At 48.2% G+C, this 24,924-nt stretch carries 20 protein-coding genes and 1 tRNA gene; 10 read left to right on the top strand and 11 right to left on the bottom strand.

Annotated features, from left to right (window positions below):
• The first annotated feature begins 12 nt into the window (after positions 1–12).
• The 6 genes from ACLBLI_RS16165 (at position 13) to ACLBLI_RS16140 (ending at position 6,054) form a co-directional block, all read left to right on the top strand.
• The gene (locus tag ACLBLI_RS16165) at positions 13–279 is read left to right on the top strand and encodes a DUF4212 domain-containing protein (protein ID WP_414828595.1); all 267 of its coding nucleotides are present in this window, start codon (positions 13–15) and stop codon (positions 277–279) included.
• Positions 280–283: 4 nt separating this feature from the next.
• Positions 284–2,008 (top strand): sodium:solute symporter family protein, encoded by a 1,725-nt coding sequence (locus tag ACLBLI_RS16160; protein WP_414828594.1) that lies wholly within the window; start codon positions 284–286, stop codon positions 2,006–2,008.
• 226 nt (positions 2,009–2,234) lie between these two features.
• Positions 2,235–4,067, top strand: coding sequence for a putative nucleotidyltransferase substrate binding domain-containing protein (locus ACLBLI_RS16155; protein WP_414828593.1), 1,833 nt, complete (start codon positions 2,235–2,237; stop codon positions 4,065–4,067).
• Entirely contained in the window at positions 4,068–4,787 is a 720-nt protein-coding gene (locus ACLBLI_RS16150) for an exonuclease domain-containing protein (protein ID WP_414828592.1), read from the top strand.
• A gap of 52 nt (positions 4,788–4,839) precedes the next feature.
• Positions 4,840–4,926: transfer RNA gene (locus ACLBLI_RS16145), tRNA-Leu, on the top strand.
• Between the two features lie 369 nt (positions 4,927–5,295).
• Positions 5,296–6,054 carry a hypothetical protein gene (locus tag ACLBLI_RS16140; RefSeq protein ID WP_414828591.1) on the top strand — a complete coding sequence of 253 codons (759 nt, stop codon included), beginning with the start codon at positions 5,296–5,298 and terminating at the stop codon, positions 6,052–6,054.
• A gap of 160 nt (positions 6,055–6,214) precedes the next feature.
• On the opposite strand, the gene ACLBLI_RS16135 is transcribed toward ACLBLI_RS16140, so the two are convergent.
• The 4 genes from ACLBLI_RS16135 to ACLBLI_RS16120 all read right to left on the bottom strand — a co-directional run bounded on the left by ACLBLI_RS16135 (position 6,215) and on the right by ACLBLI_RS16120 (position 8,999).
• A complete protein-coding gene (locus ACLBLI_RS16135) occupies positions 6,215–6,553 on the bottom strand; it encodes an Hpt domain-containing protein (RefSeq protein ID WP_414828590.1) in 339 nt (112 codons plus the stop codon).
• A gap of 7 nt (positions 6,554–6,560) precedes the next feature.
• Positions 6,561–7,493, bottom strand: a complete 933-nt coding sequence (locus tag ACLBLI_RS16130) for a diguanylate cyclase (protein WP_414828589.1) — start codon at positions 7,491–7,493, stop codon at positions 6,561–6,563.
• Between the two features lie 203 nt (positions 7,494–7,696).
• The gene (locus tag ACLBLI_RS16125) at positions 7,697–8,491 is read right to left on the bottom strand and encodes an MBL fold metallo-hydrolase (RefSeq protein WP_414828588.1); all 795 of its coding nucleotides are present in this window, start codon (positions 8,489–8,491) and stop codon (positions 7,697–7,699) included.
• 79 nt (positions 8,492–8,570) lie between these two features.
• Positions 8,571–8,999 (bottom strand): MAPEG family protein, encoded by a 429-nt coding sequence (locus tag ACLBLI_RS16120; protein WP_414828587.1) that lies wholly within the window; start codon positions 8,997–8,999, stop codon positions 8,571–8,573.
• A 413-nt stretch (positions 9,000–9,412) separates the two neighbouring features.
• Here ACLBLI_RS16120 and ACLBLI_RS16115 point away from each other — a divergent pair, with 413 nt between their 5' ends.
• Positions 9,413–9,721: a hypothetical protein gene (locus tag ACLBLI_RS16115; RefSeq protein WP_414828586.1), complete on the top strand. Its 309-nt coding sequence runs from the start codon at positions 9,413–9,415 to the stop codon at positions 9,719–9,721.
• Here the strand turns inward: ACLBLI_RS16115 and ACLBLI_RS16110 are convergent.
• Positions 9,718–10,485: a ParA family protein gene (locus ACLBLI_RS16110; RefSeq protein WP_414828585.1), complete on the bottom strand. Its 768-nt coding sequence runs from the start codon at positions 10,483–10,485 to the stop codon at positions 9,718–9,720. The genes ACLBLI_RS16115 and ACLBLI_RS16110 overlap by 4 nt on opposite strands.
• A 240-nt stretch (positions 10,486–10,725) precedes the next feature.
• A complete protein-coding gene (locus ACLBLI_RS16105; protein WP_414828584.1) occupies positions 10,726–11,241 on the bottom strand; it encodes a fasciclin domain-containing protein in 516 nt (171 codons plus the stop codon).
• 375 nt (positions 11,242–11,616) lie between these two features.
• Here ACLBLI_RS16105 and ACLBLI_RS16100 point away from each other — a divergent pair, with 375 nt between their 5' ends.
• Positions 11,617–12,780, top strand: a complete 1,164-nt coding sequence (locus ACLBLI_RS16100; RefSeq protein ID WP_414828583.1) for a tetratricopeptide repeat protein — start codon at positions 11,617–11,619, stop codon at positions 12,778–12,780.
• Positions 12,781–12,976: 196 nt separating this feature from the next.
• Here ACLBLI_RS16100 and ACLBLI_RS16095 read toward each other — a convergent pair whose 3' ends face one another.
• The 5 genes from ACLBLI_RS16095 to ACLBLI_RS16075 all read right to left on the bottom strand — a co-directional run bounded on the left by ACLBLI_RS16095 (position 12,977) and on the right by ACLBLI_RS16075 (position 17,753).
• A complete protein-coding gene (locus ACLBLI_RS16095) occupies positions 12,977–13,816 on the bottom strand; it encodes an isopenicillin N synthase family dioxygenase (protein WP_414828582.1) in 840 nt (279 codons plus the stop codon).
• A gap of 147 nt (positions 13,817–13,963) precedes the next feature.
• Positions 13,964–15,175, bottom strand: a complete 1,212-nt coding sequence (locus tag ACLBLI_RS16090) for a NupC/NupG family nucleoside CNT transporter (RefSeq protein ID WP_414828581.1) — start codon at positions 15,173–15,175, stop codon at positions 13,964–13,966.
• Between the two features lie 12 nt (positions 15,176–15,187).
• Positions 15,188–15,811: a uridine kinase gene (udk, locus tag ACLBLI_RS16085; protein WP_218313118.1), complete on the bottom strand. Its 624-nt coding sequence runs from the start codon at positions 15,809–15,811 to the stop codon at positions 15,188–15,190.
• Between the two features lie 117 nt (positions 15,812–15,928).
• Entirely contained in the window at positions 15,929–16,891 is a 963-nt protein-coding gene (locus ACLBLI_RS16080; RefSeq protein WP_414828580.1) for a hypothetical protein, read from the bottom strand.
• A complete protein-coding gene (locus ACLBLI_RS16075; RefSeq protein WP_414828579.1) occupies positions 16,884–17,753 on the bottom strand; it encodes a hypothetical protein in 870 nt (289 codons plus the stop codon). Before ACLBLI_RS16075 ends, ACLBLI_RS16080 begins: the two co-directional genes overlap by 8 nt.
• Before the next feature lie 415 nt (positions 17,754–18,168).
• On the opposite strand from ACLBLI_RS16075, the gene ACLBLI_RS16070 reads away from it, so the two are divergent.
• Positions 18,169–21,297 (top strand): TonB-dependent receptor, encoded by a 3,129-nt coding sequence (locus ACLBLI_RS16070; RefSeq protein WP_414828578.1) that lies wholly within the window; start codon positions 18,169–18,171, stop codon positions 21,295–21,297.
• Between the two features lie 621 nt (positions 21,298–21,918).
• Positions 21,919–24,909 (top strand): TonB-dependent receptor, encoded by a 2,991-nt coding sequence (locus tag ACLBLI_RS16065; protein WP_414830984.1) that lies wholly within the window; start codon positions 21,919–21,921, stop codon positions 24,907–24,909.
• Positions 24,910–24,924 lie beyond the last annotated feature (15 nt).

The raw sequence follows: 24,924 nt of genomic DNA, 5'->3' as shown, positions 1-24,924 counted from the left end.
GAGGACGGAAAGATGGCATTTAGAAATGATGACGACAAGAAGGCGTATTGGAAGGAGAATCTCTCCCTTCTCGCCAAATTGTTAGTTGTTTGGTTTGTCGTGTCGTTCGGGGCCGGCATTTTATTCGTTGATGCGCTGGACCAGATACAGTTCTTCGGCTTTAAGCTGGGGTTCTGGTTTGCACAACAAGGTTCCATTTATGTGTTTGTCGCTCTTATTTTTGTGTATATGGCAAAAATGAACGCGATGGACAAAAAATACGGCGTAGACGAGGAATAAACCGATGGACGTACAATTACTCACATTCATCATTGTCGGTGCCTCTTTCGCACTGTATATCGCTATCGCCATTTGGGCGCGTGCCGGATCAACCAACGAGTTCTACGTTGCCGGTGGTGGTGTTCCACCTGTCCTCAACGGTATGGCAACGGCAGCGGACTGGATGTCAGCCGCATCTTTTATCTCCATGGCAGGTCTGATTTCCTTCATGGGATACGACGGCGCTGTCTACCTGATGGGGTGGACGGGCGGCTACGTGTTACTGGCCCTTTGTCTGGCACCGTACCTGCGCAAATTTGGTAAATTTACTGTACCGGATTTCATCGGTGACCGCTACTACTCACAAACCGCACGTACTGTCGCGGTATTCTGTGCCATCTTCGTCTGCTTCACTTATGTTGCAGGCCAGATGCGGGGTGTTGGTGTGGTATTCAGCCGCTTCCTTGAAGTAGACATCGTATCCGGTGTTATCATCGGTATGGCAATCGTTTTCTTCTACACGGTACTGGGCGGCATGAAAGGGATTACCTATACACAGGTAGCGCAATACTGTGTGTTGATCTTCGCTTATATCGTGCCTGTGGTCTTTATCTCTATGATGGTTACCGGTCATATCCTGCCGCAAACGGGCTTCGGTGCCACGCTGGCTGACGGCTCGGGGGTGTATATGCTCGATAAACTCGACCAGCTATCCACCGATTTAGGGTTTAACGAATACACATCCGTCACGAAAAGTACCATCGATGTGTTCTTTATCACCTTTGCCTTGATGGTGGGTACTGCCGGTCTGCCTCACGTTATCGTTCGTTTCTTCACTGTGCCAAAAGTACGAGATGCACGTAAATCCGCTGGCTGGGCGTTAGTCTTCATTGCCATTCTGTACACCACTGCACCGGCACTGGCGTCTTTTGGTCGTGTGAACATGATTGAGACAATCAATGGTCCGGACTTGCAGGGTACATCGTACGAGAATGCGCCTTCGTGGATTAAAAACTGGGAGAAAACGGGACTTATCCAGTTCGTGGATAAAAACGATGACGGCAAAATGTACTATGCCGCGGGTAGTGTCACCGATCCGAACAGTCCGAACGAAGTAAGCGTAGACCGTGACATCATGGTACTGGCGAATCCTGAAATTGCGAACCTGCCTGCCTGGGTAATCGCACTGGTGGCTGCTGGTGGGGTAGCGGCCGCACTGTCGACCTCGGCTGGTTTGTTACTGGTTATTTCGACATCCGTGTCCCACGACTTACTCAAACGTAACTTTATGCCGAACATTACCGATAAGGCCGAGTTGTTCTATGCCCGACTCGCAGCCGGTGTGGCAATTGTGATAGCAGGTTACTTTGGTATTAATCCTCCGGGCTTTGTGGCGCAGGTGGTCGCCTTTGCGTTCGGCCTCGCCGCCTCCAGCTTCTTCCCTGCGATCATTATGGGTATCTTCAGTACCAAGATGAATGACAAAGGCGCGGTTGCGGGTATGGTATCGGGTATTGCATTTACCGCGGCTTACATCATTTACTTTAAGTTTGTAAACCCGGCAGCCAATACCGCTGAGAACTGGTGGTTCGGTATTTCACCTGAGGGGATTGGTACCCTGGGTATGATGGTGAACTTCGTGGTGGCTTTCATCGTCTTTAAAGCAACCAAAGAAGCACCTCAGGAAATTCAGGATCTGGTAGAAAGTATCCGTTATCCGAAAGGCGCGGGTGAAGCATCAGCGCACTAAGCAACAACGAAACTGATAAAAGGCTCACGTTACTGTGAGCCTTTTTGATCCAGTGCATAGATAGCCTCCGGTTCAGGCGATATTCTGAGTGCTACAATTTACCAAGTAAGCTACACCGACTAGCGCTCTGAGCGCGCGAGTATAATTCAGGACAAACTATCAGTGTTTATCCCCGTGTGTTTTTATCACGAAAGTCACCGGGATATGTATTACAGGATATGCCGCCATGAGTGCGATACCCCAACAGGTTACAGAGTTTCTGAAAACGTCTGCGCCATTTGACCGGCTGAATGACGAAGACCGCCACCGTCTCGCTGAGCTGGCAAATCTAGTGTATCTGGTTCAGGACAACGCTGGTGAACTGATAAAGCAAAATGCAGGGCGCTTGTTTCTGATTCAGAGCGGACAGTTTTCCGTGAAAGACTCTGACGGCCCACTGCGCCACCTCAGTGAGGGCGACTATTTTGGCTATCCGGGGCTCATTGATAACGTTAATTATCCGGTACAGGTTACGGTGGATAAACCCGGGCTGGTGTATTGTTTCACTGCCAGTGGCTTTGACGACGCCTTACAAACGCCAGAAGTAGCAAATTTCTTCCATGGCACTCGCGCTGATGCACTGCAAAATCAAGCGGTAACCGAATCCAACTCGATGTGGTTGTACAAGCCCCTGTCTGAGGTTATTAGTGGCGAACCAATTAAAGCGGATGTGAATACGTCGGTGAAAAATGCCGCGCAGGTGATGACAGAAAATCGGGTATCTTCACTACTGATAACACGGAACAACAAACTGGCGGGTATTGTTACCGACAGAGATTTACGCTCTCGGGTAGTAGCACAATCGTTCAATGTTGAGAATGCCGTAAGTGAAGTAATGACGGAAAATCCAGCCATGATTACGCATAATCGGACCATGTTCGATGCAATGGCGATAATGAGTGAGCGAAATATTCATCACCTCCCGGTTATCGACCGGCATTCCCGTGAGCCAATCGGCATGGTCACCGCCACGGATGTTATCCGGCATCAGCGGGGTAATGTGCTGTTTATTATCGGTGAGCTGTCAAAAGCCGACAACCTCTACGAATTAACACGTTCATCCTGGCAAATGCCACATTATTTTGCGATGCATGCAAAGCGGCCTGGTGACTTTGATATTGCGGGAAAAGTGCTGTCACAGGCAACGGATATCATGACCCGTAAGCTTATCCAGTTTTATCAGCGGGACCACGGAAACGCGCCGATGGCGTATTGCTGGATTGTGTATGGCTCGCAGGCCCGGGAAGACCAGACCATGGGCTCCGATCAGGATAACGGCTTGTTGCTGGCGCGTGAGCCTGATGCTGATGAGGCCGAATATTTTAAGGGCATGAGTGACTACGTTTGTAGCGGCCTGGCAAAGTGTGGGATAAAACTGTGCGATGGCAACATTATGGCCTCAAATCCGGAATTACGTTTATCTTTGAAAGCGTCCATCGCCGAGGCACGGGGATGGGTGAAGCAGCCCACCAGCAAAGCCATCATGCATTTTAATATTTTCCTGGACGCCAGAGCCGCCGCCGGCGATACCGAACTGTTCCGGGAAATGCAGGCAACCAGAGCGCCATTACTGCAACAAAAAATGTTTTTGGCGGCGCTGGCGCGCCACGCGAATGAAGTGTCTGTGCCGCTTTCTATGTTTCAGAAGTTTGTCTACGAAAAAGGGCGTAAGCAAAAAGATTGTATTGATCTGAAGGTCAAAGCGATTGCGCTGATAAACAACCTGGTAAGAATTTATGCACTGGCCAATGGGCTGAAAATGCCATCGACACTGGGGAGGCTGGCCAGCCTGCCAGCCAATGCCGGGCTCTCAACACGCGATGCAGATAATTTGCGTGACATCTGGCTGTTTTTAAATCGGCTGCGCTGGCGTCATCAGCTAACCAATAAAGTCACTGACAACTGCGTTTCGGTAAGCGACTTGTCTTCTATTGAGAAGCATCAACTAAAAGCGGCCTTTAAAGCTATTGATCGCGCGCAACAGGCGGTAGTGATGAAGTTTTCGGGCGGTATTTCGTAGATGGGACTTAGAGGGTGGTGGCAGGCTTTATGGCGCGGTGGTGTTGCGCCGCTGGCGCCACACTGGCAGGGCCGCAAATGGTACGATGTGCCCTTACTGGCTGTCGATCTTGAATTGACCTCACTGGATATCGCTAAGGCTGAAGTCACGTCTGTGGGATGGGTGGAAGGAAAACGCGCTGAAATCACAATGAGCTCCTGTTTTTACGAGGTAGTAAAAACCAATAAATCACTCGAACAATCTCCTGTCATTCATGGTTTAACTGCGGAAGATATTAACGAGGGCACCGACGTCGAAGCGGTGTTAAACGCATTGAGACCGTTTGCTGAAACTCACGTGTGGGTATTGCATAATGCCGCGCTGGATTTAGGAGTGCTGGGGAAGTTATTCGAAAGGCATAACATGCCTGTCACTGAGATCCTCACGCTGGATACTCTGAAACTGGCAGTGTATCAGTTGAAGAAGCGACATGATGTATTGCCACCAAACAGCGCCACGCTGAGCGTGTGCCGTCAGCGCCTGGATTTGCCGGCCGCGCCGGCACACAATGCGCTGGATGATGCGGTAGCAACTATGCAGCTGTGGTTTGCGCAGTTTTATGACATGAGTGGAGACAAAGAAACCAAGATTGATGACTTTCTGCACACTCAGGCTATCACGATGAAAAAAATCACGAAAAAGTGCAAACAGGACGTTGACAAAACTTCGGACACCGCGTAAATTTCGCTCCCACAACGCAGCAAGGTCGATACTTACTGACCACGCTCACGTTGCCCAGGTGGTGAAATTGGTAGACACGCTAGCTTCAGGTGCTAGTGGCCTCACGGCCGTGGCGGTTCAAGTCCGCCCCTGGGCACCATCCTTACTAACGTTCTTGCGCTATCCCAAATCAAAAAATTAGCCTTTATCCTGTTCTGCTGATAATTGCATTTGCAGTGGGTCATCGCTCGTATTTGCTATTTTTTGGCCCGAACTCAGTGGTTACTATTCAAACATAGCGTGCTATTGGCGTCGGTAAATTATTCCAGGCAACATTCGTGGATTTTTGGGTCGTTCAGCTGCAAGCGGGGAGAAGCTACCGTGCATGTGTTTCTTCCTGTCATGCTTTTACCGGATCACCAGCAAGAAATACGCGAGTATGTTTAAACATACTGTCAGGGCGATGAGCTTGCTTAACTTTTGTTCACTAATCCGTATAGTGAGCGGTTCCTGATTGATGGTTGTAATTATGCAAATTAATACAAATCTTGAGAAACAGGACTATCTCAACGCCTACAAGGACATGTTCAGTTTTTTATTCCGGCAGCCATTGCTGGCAGCGGGTTTTGTTTTTCTGTGTCTTGTTACCGAGGCGATCCCTTTCGCATGGTTTCCGCTTAAGCTGGCAAGCTATGCCATACTTATCACGCTGATAGTCTGTGTAACCAGTTTGCACTTCCGTTCCGGATCGTTACAGGGACTGGGTCAGGAGCTTCGTTTTCAGCAAGCCGTGTATCTTCCAGCCGTCGTGTTGATTCTGTGTCTGAGCTGGCTTGGTTTTGTGGTCGCTGACTTTTTGATCTCAATGGTTAGCGTCAGTTCACAAGATGCGACTTTATTACCGTCTGCTGCTATGGCATCTCAAAGTTCGCAGGGCGCCGGAGAGTTATTTGTGGCGGTAATTGCGACTGCCCTAATTTGCCTCGCCCAGATAATGCCACTGGTATTAGCTCACTTTTGTCACGGGCTTGGGTTTAGTCGTGCTCAGGGTGAAAAAATATGGGTGTCGCTGATGCTGCAACCTAAAACTCTGATGGCCTTTATTCCTATTTCTCATGTCGTACCGTTAGGGCTAATGATGCAATGGAATCTTATGGGGCTGATAGTTGCCTTTGGTGCGCTGTACTCTACGTTTTTGCTATTCATCGTCTTCAATATTGAACCTGCATCCCCCTGTGAAGCGAAAGATATTGATATGGCATCCGGATCCGGTCAGGCAGCGGGTTAACTTGCTGCCTGAACTTACGTCAGGCTATCGCTACTGTGGCGAAAGTGCTGCGGTTGCAACAACGCAGACCCACCCGACTCCGTTATCGCCTGTCCAGTCAGCCAGAGTAGCCACATGACGTCTTCCTTCGAGCTTCTTCGGTACTGGCGGTTTATGAAGGTTATCGGGTAAGCAGAGGCAGGGTTTTTTCAACAACAGCGTCTACTTCAACCTGGGCTTTAATTGCGCTGGTCTCATCCTCTGTTCTGGCGGCGTGCTCGAGTACGCGTAAAGCGTCAGCCAGACGCTCCAGTCCGAGTTCTGCTGCTGAACCTTTCAGCGTATGGGCCTGAGATGCCACTTCCTTCCAGTTGCTGTTTGCCACAGCAGATTTTGCAGAAGTCCAGACCTGGGGAAACTGCGCCAGAAACAGGTCGATTATCTTATCCAGCAACGCCTGCTTTCCCATCATTCGTTTAAGCGCGCCTTCTTTGTTCCACAACAGCGTTGTATCGCCCATCGTAAGCCTATTCCATGTTTGCGTTGTAAAGCACCGCGTTATTTCTGCCACGCGCTTTTGCTTCGTACAGTGCTTTATCTGCACGCAGGATGCCATGTTCAGACATCCCATCATCGGCTTGCTGATAACTGGAAACGCCTGCACTGACGGTTACAACATTAGTGGGTGAATGCTCATGCTTTAAACCTAACGATTCGATAGTGGCAATAAGCCTGTTTGCCACGGAAAATGCGCCTTTTTCATCAGTTTCCGGGAGGATAGCCAGAAACTCTTCTCCGCCTACCCGCACCAGCACATCAAGCGGCCGCAACAACGATTGCATGGTCTCCTTACAAATCGTCCATAAGCAGCTATCACCTTCGAGGTGTCCGTAAAGGTCATTAAATTGCTTGAAGTGGTCGATATCAAAAAGAACAAAAGATAAGTCGCGCTGGTTTCTTTCTGCGTCGCGGATCACGGATGGGATGACTTCTTCAAGATAGTGACGGTTATAGGCCCCGGTGAGTCGGTCAAGATATATAAGCTTTTCCAGCAAATCCGTTTTTAATTTATGATTCAGGTGGGATTTTACGCGATTACGCAGTGTAGTCGGGTTGACAGGCTTTTCAACAAAATCAACACCACCGGCTTCCCTGCATTTTTCCTGCTCAATATCAGTGGCAGACGCCGTGACAAATATTACCGGAATATTCGCGGTTTCGACGTTTTCACTCAGTATCTTGCAGGCGTGATGGCCATCCATATCGGGCATAACCACGTCCATCAGTATAAGATCGGGTTTGTTCGCCCGGCTCCATTCAATCGCTTCGTGTGCGGTTGACACCAACGTACAGGTAACCATGTCATCCAATAAGGATTCAAGGATGAGTCGACTACTTATCTGGTCGTCGACGATTAAAACATGACAATCTTCCACTGATCGTGTGCGTGTAGATTGCAAAACATCACCTCTTCGTTGAGGGTGCGCCAGAAAACGCAGCACCGCGATTAGCTACAGCTTACCTAAATTAACGAAAAAGTATATGGCTTTGATTGTCGAGGTCTTTTGGTTGTTTAATTATCAGAGATTGACAGTTATTCACTAAGCAATCATGGTAATAAATCGTTATCGAGCCGGTAACGGGCTACCACAGTAAATTGCCGTTACCGGCTGAGTGCCGGGTTACGCAACTTCAGGTACGAGCGGGAAACCAGCTGCTCGTAAGCCCCTTGAATATTGAGATTTACCCACTCTTCATACATTTTGAGTGACGAATACGCTGCCATCGGTTTGCTTTGCTGAATTTGCTCCAGACTTTTTCCGGCGAGGATCCCATCCAGCACACTGTCATGAAGCGTTTTGATATATTCGTAATATGCGCTGACGTCGGCTTTATCTCCCATATCGGCGTGGCCACCCACAAAGCGAGTGAAAGGTTGTTTGAGTAATCGTTCAGTAGCGCTAAGCGTACCTTCAAGATCATAACCCATCAGATCTTTGTATGGCAGGCGACCTAATACCACCCAGTCAACGACGAACATGACATCATCGGGCATCACGTGCACGGCAACGTTGCCGTAGCCGTTAGTCGGACCGTAATAGGTAAGTGTCAGTTCCTTATCGCCAGCATAAAGGGTGAGGGTGTCATTAAATACCAGCGAGGGCAGGGCGGTGTCAGCGCGAACGCGCTTCAGGTTAGCGCGCGCATCTTTATGACTTATCAAAACGGTGTTGCCATCGTCAAAGACGTCACCGCCGTAGGCATGGTCAGGATGGCTATGACTGTAGATAAGATGCGTCACCGGCTTGCTGAAGCGCTCTTTAACAGTGGCTTTTAACCAATTGGCTGCATCGTTGTTGAGAGGGTCTACCAGCACGATACCGTCATCGGTATTAACAACCAGAGCGTGATAGTTTCCGGCGGTGAAACGAAACACATCGTCGGTAACATTGGTCAAACGGTAATCGGTCTGTTCTTGCGCTCGGCCCGCGAAGGACACGAGCAGTATCGCAAAAAGCAGAGCTACCTGGGCACACCTACGCACCACGAGAGAGTAACTCCAAGGCAACAACGATGTAGGCTGCCAGCGTGGCGAGTAGTCCGATCATATAAAAATAGCTGCGCGGACTGGGGTTTTTCTCGGTGGCTATAGCGTAATACAGTGCCATGTGAATGATTCTTGCGATAGCGTAAACCCAGACAATCACCGTCAGGGTTTGTGGCTCTGCACCTGCAAAAATGGCAAGCATTATTGGTAATACAAAGATTGCCAGGTTTTCGAGCGAGTTGTGAAACGTCCGGTGACTCCTGAACACAAAGGAATCGTGACTCAGGTTTTCATCTACCTTACCCGGTATATATTGTGACTGCTTTCGGTGTGCTACAGCAGCAACAAGACTCTGGACCACCACAGTTAACAGAATAAGCCAAAGCCCCCAAAGTGTGAAACTGTAAGACAAAAACATAGAAGTGATATCCTTAAGCACTGATGATAAGCCACACGGCTAAGCGTCCACATCACAGTGGGTTGCAGGCCGGTGCCATGTTGGCCATGACTTTCGTTGTAGTCAGACACGCTTCACTTCAGCATGACAAACGTGAAACTGACTGATTAATTTGTAATGATTACTACCTGAAAGCTATACCCAGAGGATCAGCATTGCGACCTAAAAGTTTGCTGTTAGCCTTGTATGTAGCTGATGTGGGAGGCCCGAACTGAAGCGCCGTAGACTGCATCGTTTTGCGGATAAGCTTGTCAGGTGCCTGGCGATGCGGCGCCGATTAACATGTTACACAGTAAAGATTGAATGGCCGTCATCCTTATTTTAATAAAAGCAGTAATTTGTCAGCGTCAGGAACGCTGACCTAAGGAGATACATTGATAGGAATGGATGTACTGATTGCTTTCGCAGTAGCGGCCTTAATACTCAGTCTGTCTCCTGGGCCTTCCAATTTGTATATTATGGCCTGCACCATGGGAAATGGCGCCAGAGCAGGTGTTGCTGCAGCTGCCGTTATTGCGCTGGCAAGTGATTTGTTTGTGGTAACCCTGTCTTCTCAGTTAGGACGCTGGCTTGCCAAATCGCCCGGTTGGGCGGTTCGACAGGAACAACTGGCAGGGGGCATTCTGTTCGCCCTGGGGGCATTTATCTTACTGGAAGAAGTGACGATATTGATGCAGGTTTAAGTTTGCTCCAGGCCCGAATATAACGCAGCGATCTGCTTTGCTACCTTGTGGCTGCCGGCATAAAAGGGAAGTGGCGTTTGTGCGCTGTGCGATTCCTTTACTTTCACACTGGAGCTGAGATATGGCTCAAGTACCGGCAACTGTTGCGCTCTTAATTCTGCTACCAGTGAAGCTGGCAAGCGGGCCTGTGAATTAAACTGGTTTATCACTACACCCTCAAGCGTCAGCTCGCGGTTATGATCCTCTTTTAATTCCATAACATTGTCGAGTAGCCTGCCAATGGCCTGAATGGAAAAGTCATCACAGTCGAACGGAATAATAAACCGATCTGCAGCTATCAATGCGGCCTTGGAGTAAAAATTAAAATTTGGCGGTGTATCGATAACAATCTGATCAAATTCGTCCGCTAATGTGTGCAGAGCCTCTTTAAGTTTAAACATCTTATAGCGTGACTCAAGCTCCCTTTCGATGTCTGCAAGTCCCGGGTGGGAAGGCAACACAAAGAGGTTGTTAAAGGGCGTAGCCTGCACAAAATCAGCCGGAGGTCTGGGTGAGCTGAACCACCCGGCTACCTGTTTAAACAGGTCGGAAACAGTAAGGGTGTCATCACTGATGTTAACGCCAGCATAATGGGTGCTGTTACCTTGCGCATCCAGGTCGACAAGCAGAGTCCGTTGCCCCGCGATTGCACTCTGCGCGGCCAGATTGGTGCTGATAGTCGACTTTCCCACGCCCCCCTTTTGGTTGAAAACCACTCGAATCATAGTCGTGATCCCTGTGTGAGAAATGATGTGCGCTGATACCGAAAAGCTAATGCCTGTAAACAGTTAGTCCGCGTTGGCGTAAAAATTCGATACAAACAAATAATAACCGTGCGTAACGTTCCGATTAAAAGTTACACAGGAGGAGGGGGAGCTGTAAAGCAGAATTGTGTCGAGAATTATATTTAAAAAAGAAAAAAGCCGGGGGGAACCCGGCTTCGCAGTGTTTATATGACGTGCGAATTATAAGCTGGCAGCAAGCGTATCAGGAATAATGACCGTATCGATAACGTGGATCACGCCATTTGATGCCATGATGTCAGTTTTGACGACAGTAGCATTTTCAACTTTCACTTTACCCATATCAGTTGAAATATCGATGGTAGTACCTTCAACAGACGTTGCCTCACTCAGATTTACTACCTGATCAGCTGTGACTTTACCCTCAACAACATGGTAGGTAAGTACCTGTACCAGCGCATCTTTATTTTCCGGTTTAAGAAGCTTTTCCAGCGTACCGGCAGGCAGCGCGTCAAAAGCAGCATTGGTAGGTGCAAATACTGTAAACGGACCAGCATCTTTCAGAATGTCAGTGATACCTGCCGCTTTAATCGCTGTCACCAGAGTAGAAAAATCGTCGTTGCCTGCGGCAATAGTCACGATATCTTCTTTGTCTTTCATGTGGTGACCAGCCATGGCTGTAATGCTGAAGCTGGCAATAATCAGTGCTTTAGTAAAAAACGATAGCAGTTGTTTCATAATATATTCTCCTGAGAAGTAAAGTCGTGGCACGTTATATAAACGTCAGTAACGATGCTGGGAATGGATACGCCCGCTGTTGCAATCCAGTTGATTAAACTTACGTAACCTTAGTACGCGCTTTTTTTAACTGCTTCAGGTCGTCATCACAGAAGTGCAGCGGGGGAATCTTCTCGTTGCCGAGTGATTTTGCGACAAATTGCTCACTTTCCCCTGTAAATGGAAAGTGAGTGTGTGCAGATGTTCTATACTTAAAGGGATATTACATTCTGGCGCTTTATATCTGAGGGTGTGCTTTCCAGGAGTGGAGTCAGTCGTTAGTAGGGACATAACCCGCCAGTAGGTGCCGGAAAGTGCGGTAAGCGGAGGTGGTATATGGGAGCTCGAAATCTAGTAACTTGCCTGGGGATTGCGGCGATATTGCAGGGGTGTGTCAGCACTGAAACCGTGGTGAAACAGCCTTATCCGGTACTCCGGGATGACCTGTTTCCCAGTTATACGCTGTTTGAGCCCGAGTCCGAGGAAACGATTTTTGCTTTGGATGAAGACGCTGCCGCATTCGTAAAATCTACGCAGTCGCCTCATGACAATTACGAAAGCAATATTCGTAATCTGGTAGATAATATCTTTGATTATTCTTCGCTAGGGCTGCAGTACCGCGGCAGCGCTAATTCTACCGCGTCAGAAACCTTCCATATGCAAACGGCAAATTGCCTTTCTTTATCCATCATGACATTTTCGATGGCAGAACACGCGGGATTTGATGCGCAGTTTTACGAAGTAGATATCCCTGAATACTGGACTCGCAGGGCTGGGTACAGTTTGTTGAACGGGCATCTGAACCTTCGCATTACTACGCCAAAAGAAATGAACATTACCCGCATGAAAGAAGACTTCGTTGATGTTGACTTCGATCCGCAGGCTGTCCGGGAGTATTTTCCCCGCTATAAAGTCAGTAAGGACGTAGTACTTTCCATGTTTTACAACAACAAAGGCGCCGATGCGCTTATCGCGAACAGTTACTCAAAGGCGTATGCTTATTTCAGAAAAGCAGCGTTACTGTCTCCTCAGTTGTCACAGTCATGGGGAAACCTGGGTATTTTATATCGAAAAGTAGATGCTTACGATGCTGCTGAAGTAGCCTATAAACGCGCGCTTGAGCTGGAGGAAGATAATCTCACTGCTTGGGAGAATCTGGCGATCCTCTACCGTTTCCAGGGGCGAAATGATGAGGCCAATGCTATCGCCGCAAAAGTCGAGCGCCGGCGTGACAACAACCCGTTTTATCATTATATGCTGGGAGAAGAGGCGCTGGCAGACAACAATTATGATGAGGCATTGGTGCATTATCGCAGAGCAATGCGCCTGGATGACAGCCGTCATGAGATTTGGTTTGGTCTGGCGAAAACGTACTTTCAGCTTGGCGATATCTCCCGCGCAAAAGCGTATATTGAAAAAGCAGCACGCTATGCGCCCAATGCGCAGGACGAAAATCGTTATTTAAGCAAGCTGTCGACGCTGCATAGCCGGGTGAACTAGACATGGTGCAGTAAGGTCGTAGTCAGGCGTACGCGAAACGGTGTAGCTTAACGCGTCTTATTTAAATCACGCGATCGAATTGTGTCAGCACAAAAGTAAGCCAGAAAGGCAATGCTCATATTGCGTGATAACTGAGACGTGCGAAACAAAAAAAACCGTGCAGTCGCACGGCTTTTTAGTATCAGGAACCGGACACTTATATCACGCCCAGTTCTTTCAGGCGTTCCTGAAGGTAGCTGCCTGCAGTATGACGGTCTGACAACTGCACATCCGGGCGAGGGTGCAGGAACAGCGGCAATGAAATACGCGACTTGGTCATGTCTGCGTTTTCAGGGTTCATCACCCGGTGCGTGGTAGACGGGAAGTAATGACCTGACGCTTCCTGCAGCATGTCACCGATATTCACGATCAAATTACCGAAATCACACGGCACATCCAGCCAGCTGCCGTCTTTCGCTTTTACCTGCAAACCAGGCTCATTTGCTGCGGGCAAGATAGTGATCAGGTTAATGTCTTCATGCGCAGCGGCACGAATCGCATCCGGCTCTTCGTCACCGCTTAGTGGCGGGTAGTGCAACACGCGAAGCAGTGTTTGATCGCTGTCTTTAATCATATTCGACAGCGGCTCGCGGTAATGTTTACTTACTTCATCCGGTGAATGTGCCTCTATCCAACCCAGCAACGTTTTCGCAAGATCCGTTGCCTGATTGTAATAGGCTTCAAGCTGTGGACGAAGCTCAGTCGGGCACTGACCCCACGGATAAAAGTGGTAATACTCTTTGATGTCTTTCTTGGTAAACCCTTTAGCAACTTCAGAGACGCTTTGCGGGAAAAAACCATCCTGCGTACCTTTGTTGTAGAGATACTGGTGTTTTTCTTCACTATCGAAAAACTTCTGCCACGCGACATAAATATCTGACACCATCGATTGCTGAATTGGATGGTTTTTAAGTACACCAAATCCGGTCTCACGCAACGACTCAACAAAGAGTTCCTGTGCGTTTTCGGCCTGGTAGTCAACAGCAACTAATTGCATATCTGATTCCCGTTAATTTAGACGGCGGCATTATAATCATAGACCCGCGAACAGAAAAGACGCAGGCGTTGACGTAAATCAACGTCTGCGCGAAGAGGTGCGTAATTTACAAAAACTTGACCAAATAGTCTACTAATGGCCGTATTTTTAACCCAATGAGATAAAGAAACCTGCCAGTGAGGCACTCATAAGGTTAGATAGCGTTGCTGCAATAACAGCTTTTAGGCCCAAACGCGCGATTTCTTTACGTCGGGTTGGGGCCATCGCACCAATTCCACCCATCAGGATGGCAATTGAGGAAAAGTTTGCAAAACCGCAGAGTGCAAAAGTGATGATAGCCTGAGACGTCGCAGATAAGGCCTCTCGATTCTCAAGGAACCCCAAATACGCAACAAACTCGTTCACTACGACTTTCTGACCGATAACACTGCCGGCTATCTTGGCTTCTTCCCACGGTACACCGATGGCCCAGGCAAGTGGCTGTAGCAAGAAACCCAAAATGGCTTCAAACGTCAGATTTTCAAAGCCAAATAACGAGCCCGACCAGCCTACAATACCATTAAGCATGGCGATAAGCGCAATGAAAGCAAGTAGCATTGCGCCAACATTCAGGGCCAGGGTAAGGCCTGACGCTGCACCACTGGCGGCAGCATCGAAAACATTGGCGTAGCCGGTATCTTCGGCATCAATTTCTTTAAGTTCGTCCTTGGCACTTTCGGTTTCGGGCAAAATGATTTTTGCCATCAGTAGCCCGCCTGGTGCCGCCATGAAGCTGGCAGCAAGCAAATACTTGAGCTCTACACCCATACCAGCGTAACCCGCCATAACTGAGCCGGCGATGGATGCCAGGCCGCCAACCATAATGGCAAACAGTTCTGACCGGGTCATATGCGGGATAAACGGACGTACGATGAGTGGTGCTTCAGTTTGCCCAACGAAAATATTGGCCGCAGCAGACATTGACTCCGGGCGACTGGTGCCCAGCGCTTTTTGCAGGAAGCCGCCGATTAGACGAATGATCCACGTCATCACGCCTAAGTGATAAAGCACAGCAATTAACGAAGAGAAGAAAATGATGACAGGCAGAACGTTGAAGGCAAAGATAAAGCCCAGTGATTTGTCGCCAATAGGGCCAAACACAAAGTCGATGCCCTGCTGGCTGTAACCAATGATATTGGCAACAAACTGGGTCATATTCAGCAGCAACTGCTTGCCTGGCTCGAAGTACAAAATGAATGCACCGATGACAGCCTGGATGGCAAAAGCGCCACCCACGGTTCGCCAGTTAATCGAACGACGCGCTGACGAAAGCGCATAAGCAATGCCGAGCAATAGCGCAATGCCCAGTAAACTTACCATAGGGATAATCCTTTACATTAATGCCTGCTGGATATGCGACTTGATAACGTCCAGGGCAATCTGGTTTTTTCCGCCCTGGGTCACTACCACATCTGCAGTAAAGCGGCTGGGTTCAATGAATTGGTGATACATGGGCTTAACGGTTTGTTCGTATTGTTGTGCCACCGATTCAATGGTTCTGCCACGCTCTTTTATATCCCGCATCATGCGGCGCATGAGGCAGATATCTAACGGCGTGTCGATGAAGATTTTGACATCATAAAGGGGAAGTAGCTCTGCACGGGCAAGCAACATGATCCCTTCAAGAATGATCACTGGAGCCGGGTTCAGTCTTTCTGTATCCGGCAAACGCGTGTGCGTTTTAAAACAGTAATGCGGGTAGTCGATCGGTTCCCCGTTACGCAGCGCCTGCAGGTGGGCTTTAAGAAGCTCGTGCTCGAAGGCGTTAGGGTGATCATAGTTATTTTGCTCGCGGGCTTCCATCGGCAGATGGTCCTGCGCGCGATAGTAATGGTCTTCTCGTAAAATTTGCACAGGACGGCCCTGTGCGGAGAATCCATTATATAAATTTTCGGTAAATAACGATTTTCCAGAGCCTGAAGCTCCGGAAATGGCAATAATTAACGGCGATTGCATAATACATGAAGGCTATTTTTCTTGATGCAAAGATACGCGTTTGCCCCTCACGAATCAATGTTAAGTTCGCGATTACTCACTTATTGGGTGTTTAAATGCGTTGAAAAGCCGTAAATTTTAATTACCGATAATTTCTACATCCTCCGGACTGAGACTGGTTAGAGCAAAGCTGTGTTGTTTTGAGCGCGAGCCTTCACCTTGCGCCCGAGGGGGGTAATAGCGCTCTTTTTCTGCCGTAAACTCGGCAAAAACCTCATCCAGCGCGGCACGAACTTCACTCAGTGTTTTATCAAGGTTAGCGTTAAAGTCCGGGCGTTTACGTTTGGTGTGGCCTAATTCGATCAGTCGGCCAAACACTTTGTTGGCCAGGTTCAGCAGCTCTGTCGGCACATCCTTATGGTGCTGCAAGGGTTCGTCGGGGTTATCCATGCAGTACTTCACCAATGCAGTGTAAAAACACAAAGGTTTGTTTTGTAGCACTACCTTGACGTCATTGACGCCGTTGCCCAGTGTTTTTTCTTTCAGGTCGATAATAAGCAGTGGCACAGGAGCGGTTTCTTCCTGGGCAATAATCAACTCTCTGCGTCTCCGCCTGCCTGAGGTACGTACATAAAGCGGCATTAATACCAGGCTGAATAACAGCGCCATCGGGCTGAAAGATAACGTTGAAAAGGCTGTCGGCATGGCCACTTCCACAACGATTGCCTGTTCTGAATTCGTGAGTGTTAAGGTCTCGTTGCTGTTAAATGAGGTGGGAAGCTCGCCATCATAATTTACCGACTGTAGCGAGGAGACCATCAGGGGGTAGTCGTCGTTATACAAGGCAGAATTTAAGCGTGCAAGATACCGCTGGACTGCCGAATTATTTACCGGCGTATTCAGAGCCGCGTTGCCCACATCAAGATAAGCGGCATCGAGACTTATTCTCAATTCAAGTTCATCCAGTGCCTGGTGTTGTGTGAGCGTGGTCCCCAGATACTGAGCCGCGAATGCTGCAAGCTGAAATCCAATCAGGAGGGCGACACAAATGCCAGCTAAACGGGCAGTATCACGCTTTCTGCGTCTTCCCAGGCTACTCACTACCACACTCCTGTTCCAGGTCGACACGTTGGTAATAGGCCCTCGGATGGGATGCCGCGATTTGTTTGATAACCTGCTGTGTAGCGCAGCGTAAATCTGTGTTTCGTGTTTGCATCTTCAGGTACCAGCGCATTCCACTAACGCCACTGTGCAAAGACGTAATGTAGTTTTTCGACAGAATTTCATCGTCACCTTTACCCCAGTATGAGGAGATAATGTCCACTTCCCCTGCGAGAAGCGCGCGACGTAACTCGACATGTGAGTTGTAATAGTTAAGCTCTACATTGTTATCGCTGAGATTGAGCGATTTCAGAACAGTTTTAGGAACAATATGGCCGGAGCGACTGCTGGGATAGTCGAGAATGCCGATTTGTTTACCGAGGAGATACTCCTTACTCAGTTCCGGCTTTTCCTTTAATGCGATAAAATACGCGCTGTAATCAGGGTGAGAGGCGATGTTTTCATAGCCGTAAATGCTGTCAGCACCAAATGCTTCGACCACATTACTTTTTACCAGCGCCAAATCGACCACACCGTGATTGATGTAGCGAAAGGTATCGTAGTCATTTTGACCTAAAATGACATTCACATTGCCAAATTGTCTGCGTACCACTTTATCGCTACAAAACCGTTCGATTGACATTAATGCGACAGATTTGTCCGTTACATACACATCAAAGGTGTCATCATTGTCGGAAAAGGGGGCTTCGCAGATGTAATTCTGACCAGTTTGTGGCTGTATAGTAGGCAATTTCTCTCGCTTTTGGTAAAACGCAGACACAACCGTGACCGCCAGTAAAAGTACCAGAAAACTATGCTGTACAAATTTTGGTATCCGCACAAATGACAATTTACTACTCAAAACCTTACCTTATTTAATGGCGCAATTTCACCAGCTAACCTTATTTATTGCAACCAGTAAGTTTACTTTAAGTGCTCAAGGTGTTGATTTACATGTTAATTTGATAAGTAAATTTGAATTGCGATAAACGCTGTTTACTAAAGCGATATCAGCGAAGAATACGACGCAGTACAGAATTGTTCCTGTTGATAATTAGAATAAGTAAGTTTTGTTGACCGCTTGGTCAGGTTTTTTTGAGAAAACTGATACGTTATCAAACTGTTAACGAGCACTTTTTTGATGATTTGTCATAAAGCTGAAACAAAACTAACGAACAATCTTGTCGCCTAAAATAGAAAACAGCATGCAATCGACTCAAACACCACAAGAGTGAAAGAGCGGTTGTGATACATCGCCTAATTAAAGGGAAACACACATGATTACGAAATCTCAGTTCAGTCGCGTAGCGATGGCTGTAGCATTGTCAGTTGGTGTTGCTACCACTGCCGTTGCAAATACAGGTCAATCGTCTGCTATGCGCGGAATGATCGTTGGTCCACAGGGTAATCCAGCCGCTGGCAGTACCATTACTATCCTTCACCAACCATCAGGCACAGTGAAAGAAGCCGAAGTTAACGCGGAAGGCGCGTTCTCAGCACGTGGTCTGCGTGTTGGCGGTCCTTACACTATTATTGTTGAGTCTGATAAATTCCAGAGTCAGGTTATCGAAGACGTATACCTTGACCTGAACGACACGTTCCAGTTGAACGCACAACTTGAAGGTGTATCTGACGTTGAGCGTATTGTTGTTACAGGTACTCGTGACTTCTTCTCAAACAGCGGTGCAAACTCTGTATTCGGTGAAGATTTCATCAATAACACTGCGACATTTAACCGTGACCTGAAAGACGTTGTTCGTAACAACCCACTCGCCGCTGTTAGCCCTGACGGTGATGAATTAAGTGTTGCTGGTAGCAACCCAAAATATAATGCGGTAACGATTGACGGTGTAGGCATCAACGATACCTTCGGTCTGCAGAGCAACGGCTACCCTACTTCACGTCCGCCTATTTCTCTGGACGCGGTAGAGCAGGTTTCTATTGAGTATGCACCATTCAACACCCGCGCAGGGAAGTTCGGTGGTGGTAACATCAACGTTGTTACTAAATCTGGTACCAATGAAGTTTCAGGCTCTGTTTTCTTCGAAACTGTACCTACCACAGGTGATGCGATTGATGATCGTGTTCCTCCAGGTGACGACCCAATTGAGTTCCCAACCACTAACGAAGAAGAGTCTTACGGCTTTACGTTAGGCGCACCGTTAATCGAAGATAAACTATTCTTCTTCGGTTCTTATGAGAAGTGGGAAGAAGATGTTGTTCTGGATTTTGACCCTTCAACTTACTCTGCTGAAGCCCTTGCTGATGCAAACGCAGTCATTGATATCCTGGCTAACCAGTACGGCATCACTGACACCATCGGTGGCGCACCTTCGCCAAATGAAGATGAGAAGATTCTGATCAAGCTTGACTGGAACATCTCTAACAATCACCGTGCTGATTTCACCTACAGCAACCAGGAAAGCTCTCAGGCGCGTAACTTTAACGACTCGCCTTATGACATTCTGCTAACTTCAAACCAGTGGACGTCAGAGCAAACTAACGAATTCTATACTGCACACGTTTACTCTGACTGGAGTGCGGATTTCTTCACTGAAGTCAGCATGTCCTACAAAGAGTTCGAACAAGCTTCAGTAACTAAAAATGGTTACGGCACCATCAACGTTCGTGGTGAAGAAGTTGACGTGACAGCAGGTCAGGACCAGTTCCGTCACGCTAACGTACTTGCGAACGAAGTGTTTAACTTTGGTGTTCACGCGACATACCTATCTGGCGACGTTGAATACAAGTTCGGCTTCGAAATGGAAGACACCACAAACTACAACCTGTTTGCTGAAGGTTCTGACGGTGTGTGGGACTTCGACAGCATCGAAGATTTCGCAGCGGGCCAGATTGCTGAGTTCTACTACAGCAATGCTTACACAAATAACGAACAAGACGTTGCATATGACGTAGATAGCACCACTTACGCGCTTTACGGTGACGCGACGTTTGATTTGACTGACGATATCGTGATGACTGCAGGTCTGCGTTATGAGTACTTGTCTGTGGACCAGGCACCTGCGCTTAACCAGAACTTCCTGGACACTTACGGTTTTGCTAACACCGAGAACCTGGACGGTTTTGATATCATCCTGCCTCGCGTAAGCTTTGACTGGACCGTGACTGACGATTTGACAGTACGTGGTGGTTTGGGACGTTATACCGGTGGTACACCATTGGTATGGATCTCAAATGCCTACACCAACGATGGGGTAACGCTTGACTCTGTCACACTGGATTCACTGGATCCGTCAGATGTTGACTTCACTTCAGTTCCTCAGGTTGCGATGGATGCATTGGCGCAAGGCGCTGGTAGCACCAACCAAATCGACCCTGATTTCGAAATGCCATCTGACTGGCGTTATCAGATCGGTGCGGACTATATCTTCGACATCCCGGGCGTGGGTGAAGATTTCGCGTGGACAACAGAGTTGACCTACGTGGATCGTGAAGACAGTGTTTATTGGGTTGACCTGTCTCGTGTTGATAACGGCAACCGTACTGCTGACGGCCAGCGTATCATCTGGGATAACGTTTATAACGGCACGGCATATGAAGATAACTTCGATATTCAGCTGACAAACTCTGATGACGGTGGCCGCAGTGTTATTCTGACAACGGCACTGAATAAAGAGTGGGATAACGGTTTCTCTTTCAACGCGTCTTACACTAACCAAGACATTACAGAAGCGAACCCGGGCACCAGCTCACGTGCAGTTTCAAACTATCAGTATGAAGTTACCCTGAACCGTAACAACCCACTGGTAGGCACGGCTTATTATGAAGTTGAGCACCGTTTTGTTCTGAACTTAGGTTATAAGACTGAGTTCTTCGAAGGTTACACAACTAACTTTAACCTGTTCTTCGAACGTCGTTCAGGCCGTCCATTCTCATGGACTCTGGGCTCATTCCGCGATGATGACTTCGGTGATCAACCCGCTCTGGATGATTCGGATATTTACATCCCTTACATCCCTTCAGGTGCTGACGATCCGAACATGGACTTTGAGTCTGGCCTGAGCTACGACGAGATCATGGCGATTGCAAGCGAAGCCGGCGTGGCGGGTGCTGCAGGTGGCTACGTAGAGAAGTACTCAGCCACTCAACCTTGGTTTGCAACGGCTGATCTTTACATCTCTCAGGAAGTGCCAGGTTTCGTAGACGGTCACAAAGGTAAGGTTTACCTGACAATCTCTAACTTTGCTAACCTGCTGAATGATGATTGGGGTAAGGTATACCGTATGCGTTTCCCTCAACAAATCCTGTTTGATTTTGATGTTAACGACCAAGGTCAGTACATCTATCAGGAGCGTTTCGGTGGAACCAACACAGCTAACTACGACACGTTTGACGTATCAGAGTCAACGTGGAGATTGAAAGTGGGCGTGAAGTACACATTCTAATAATGCGTCCCTAACGACAGAAGCGAAAGCCAGTTACCGAAAGGTAGCTGGCTTTTTTTTGCTTAAAACTCATCAAAAGCATCTTTACAGATAGCGTCTGCACACGCCCCGTGCTTTAAAACCTTCCATCTGTGTTTGCGATTCTCAAGGCGGGCAAACGCCGGCATCGTGACATCGGTTTATGTTGCCCTTTTTAATTGCGCAAGCGCGAGGGGGATGTGGCAAAGAAAGGTTATAAAATCACCGAAACGCTATTGTGTGACTGGCAATCGGTGGTATGCTGGATTGGTCAAATGGTGTCCGCATTGCCTGGAATGCCGTCAACAGTCATCGCGATATAAAAACAACAAGTTCGCGGGGCTTGTCACAACAATTTCATAATAAGCACTTAAAATCCTAACCAAATGGTTAATTGTTTTACGGATTTGCATATCGTCATAAAAGTGTCATATTAACTGTTGACAATTTCACCAGTGTCAGGCGTAAGGACCACGCAGTATCGGTCCCTTAATGCCCAAAAATAATAGTAAGTTAAATTAAGGGAAACACACATCATGTACACCTCGACGAAACTCAGTTGTGTTGGCTGTGGCTTTTTCTGTGGGGCTGTCATCAGCAGCCATGGCGCAGGAAACCTCATCCTCAATTCGCGGTAGCATCTCAGGCCCTCAGGGAAATCCTGCACCGGGCACAGAAATCACGGTTAAACACCTTCCAACCGGCACTGTCAAAACAATCACTACCGGATCGAATGGTCAGTTCTCGTTAAGTGGTCTTCGCGTAGGCGGACCTTACGAGATTGAAGTCGACTCAGATGAGTTCGCTGATACCGTTGTGTCAGATGTTTATCTAACACTGGGTGAGCCGCTTTCGTTCAACTACACGCTGGAGCCGGATACGTCTGATATTGAAGTGATTCAGGTTTTTGCGTCGCAAATGAGCGTATCGGTATTTGGTAAAACCAGCCCGTCTGCGTCATTTGATATGGCAGCGATGGAAACGGCACCGACAATCAACCGTAATATCACTGACGTTATTCGTATTGACCCACGTGTCTACGTTGACGAAACGCGAGGCGACTCTAACCCTGTACAGTATGTGGGTAAGTCAAACCGTTTCAACAGTCTGACTGTTGACGGTGTAAAAATGAATGACTCTTTCGGATTGGGTTCCAGCGGCTATCCGACGGTTCGTATGCCATTCTCTTACGATGCGATACAGCAGGTTACTGTAGAGATTGCGCCGTTTGACGTTATTTATTCAGGCTTTACCGGCTGTAACATCAATGCGGTAACGAAACAGGGTACGAACGAAATTCATGGCGGCGTATTCTACGATTACGGTTCGAATGACCTGCAGGGTGATTCTCTGGAAGGCGAAGACATTGCTGCACCGTCTTATAGTGATAAGCGCTATGGTGTGAACATCGGCTTCCCATTGATTGAAGACACGCTGTTCGGTTTCGTCGCTTACGAGAAGTACGAAGGCTCCAGCTTGTTCACCCGCGGGACTATTGGCTCAGGTGCGATTAACGAAGTAAACCTTCGTCAGCAGGACCTGGATGAAATTATCCGTATTTCTAATGAGCTTTATCAGTACGATCCGGGCCCGGTTCCAACCAGCTTGCCGGAAGAAGACGAGAAGTTACTGGTTAAATTGGATTGGAACATCAACGATAACCATCGTCTGAGCTACACCGACACTTACAATGACGGTTACTTCATTAATGAGTCAGATGGTGATCTGGACGAATTTGAGCTTCAGAACCATTTATATGAAGTGGGTGCAGAGCTGAATTCACACGTTGTTTCACTTTACTCAGACTGGACAGATAAGTTCTCGACTGAGTTACGTGTATCGCGTCTTGAGCTGGATAACCGCCAGCTGTCTTTATCGAATACAACTGGCCAGGTTGGTGGCATCGACTTTGGTGAGATGCGTATCGTAGTCGACAACCCGGACAATCCGAATGGCGGGTCTGTTGATGTTTATCTTGGTGGCGATGACAGCCGTCAGGCAAACGATCTGGACTATGACGTAGACGGTTTGATTTTCCGTGGTTACTACTCGTTTGATAATGGTCACGACCTGACTTTCGGTTACGAGCGTGAAGCGCTGGACGTATTCAACGTATTCGTACAGCACACCGAAACCGAAATGCGTTTCTACGGTGGCGTGGAAGCGTTTGAAGCAGGTACGCCAGGCGCGATTTATTACAACAACGCACCTTCAGGCGATCCGGCTGATGCCGCTGCGGTTTGGGGTTATGAAACACACGCACTGTATGTTGAAGATGAATTTTACTTCAACGATGACCTGACGCTGACCTTAGGTGTGCGTTACGACTGGTATACAACTGACGACCGTCCGGTAGAAAATGCTGAGTTCGTGGCTGATTACGGCTTCTCTAACTCGGCTAACCTGGATGGCGAAGGTCTAATCCAGCCGCGTATCGGTTTTAACTATTATCTGAATGACAGCACTGAACTGCGTGGTGGATTGGGTCTGTTCTCAGGCGGTAACCCGAACGTCTGGTTGTCAAACAACTTCTCGAATAACAATGTGCTTCAGTTCGGCCAGCGTGGTCGTAACTTCGGCTATACCGATGGCACCCGTTCATTGTTCGATGACGATGTGGTTTACCTTGGCGTAGAAGACGGAGTTCCGGCTGGCCCGGGCTACGGTATTCCGTCAGAAATGTACAATGCTGTCGCCAACGGTGAAGGCTCTAACTTTGAGATCAACTATCTGGATCCGAACTTCGAGATCCCGTCAGAGCTTAAACTGTCTCTTGGTGTAACACACCAGACTGCAGACGATTATGTGTTGCAGGCTGACTTACTGCTGTCCCGCACGCAGAATCAGGCCATTGTTCTGCGCGGCGATTTGGAGCAGGTAGGTACGACTGATGAAGGTCGTCCTATCTATGACAGCGTACGCATGGACTCATTTGTACTGACTAACTCTGATGAAGACTCGATGTCTTACACGGTGTCTTTCGGTCTGATGAAGACCTGGGACAACGGTATCAGTGTGGCAGGGGGCTATGCCTACAACCATGCTGAAGATGTACAGCCTATGACCAGTTCAGTGGCGTTCTCTAACTATCAGTACCGTGCATTCTTTGACCCGCAGGAGCAGGTTTCTTCACTGTCTGATTACAACATCGAACATCGTCTGACAGCGAATATCTCATATGATATCGAGCTGCTTGATGGTTATCCGACAACGTTTGGTGCGTTTGCCCTGATTCAGTCAGGTAAGCCATTCAGCTATACGCTGTCACAGGATGATTCGAATGCCGCCTACGGCTTCACGCCTTACCTGGATAGCAACAACGTGCTGCCGGTAGGTAACGAGCGTAACGGTGAAGACGGTTCGTGGTGGAACAAGGTTGACCTGCGTATCACACAGCAGTTGCCAGGTTTCATGGAAGGTCATAGTTCAAGCGCATTCGTTGTGTTTGATAACTTTACGAACTTCCTGAACGATGACTGGGGTATTGCTGAGCGCGCTATCTTCAATACTGCTGTTGTGGGTGAAAACGGCGAAGCCCGTATCGGTGATGCGTCACTGTGGGAAATTCGCATCGGTTTCGACTACAAGTTCTAAGAAACCTCACAATAA

It is taken from the genome of Alteromonas sp. H39, from assembly GCF_047556435.1.
Lineage (GTDB): Bacteria > Pseudomonadota > Gammaproteobacteria > Enterobacterales > Alteromonadaceae > Alteromonas.
The sequence above is the reverse complement of the archived record's forward strand: the minus strand, read 5'-3'. Positions and strand labels throughout refer to the sequence as shown.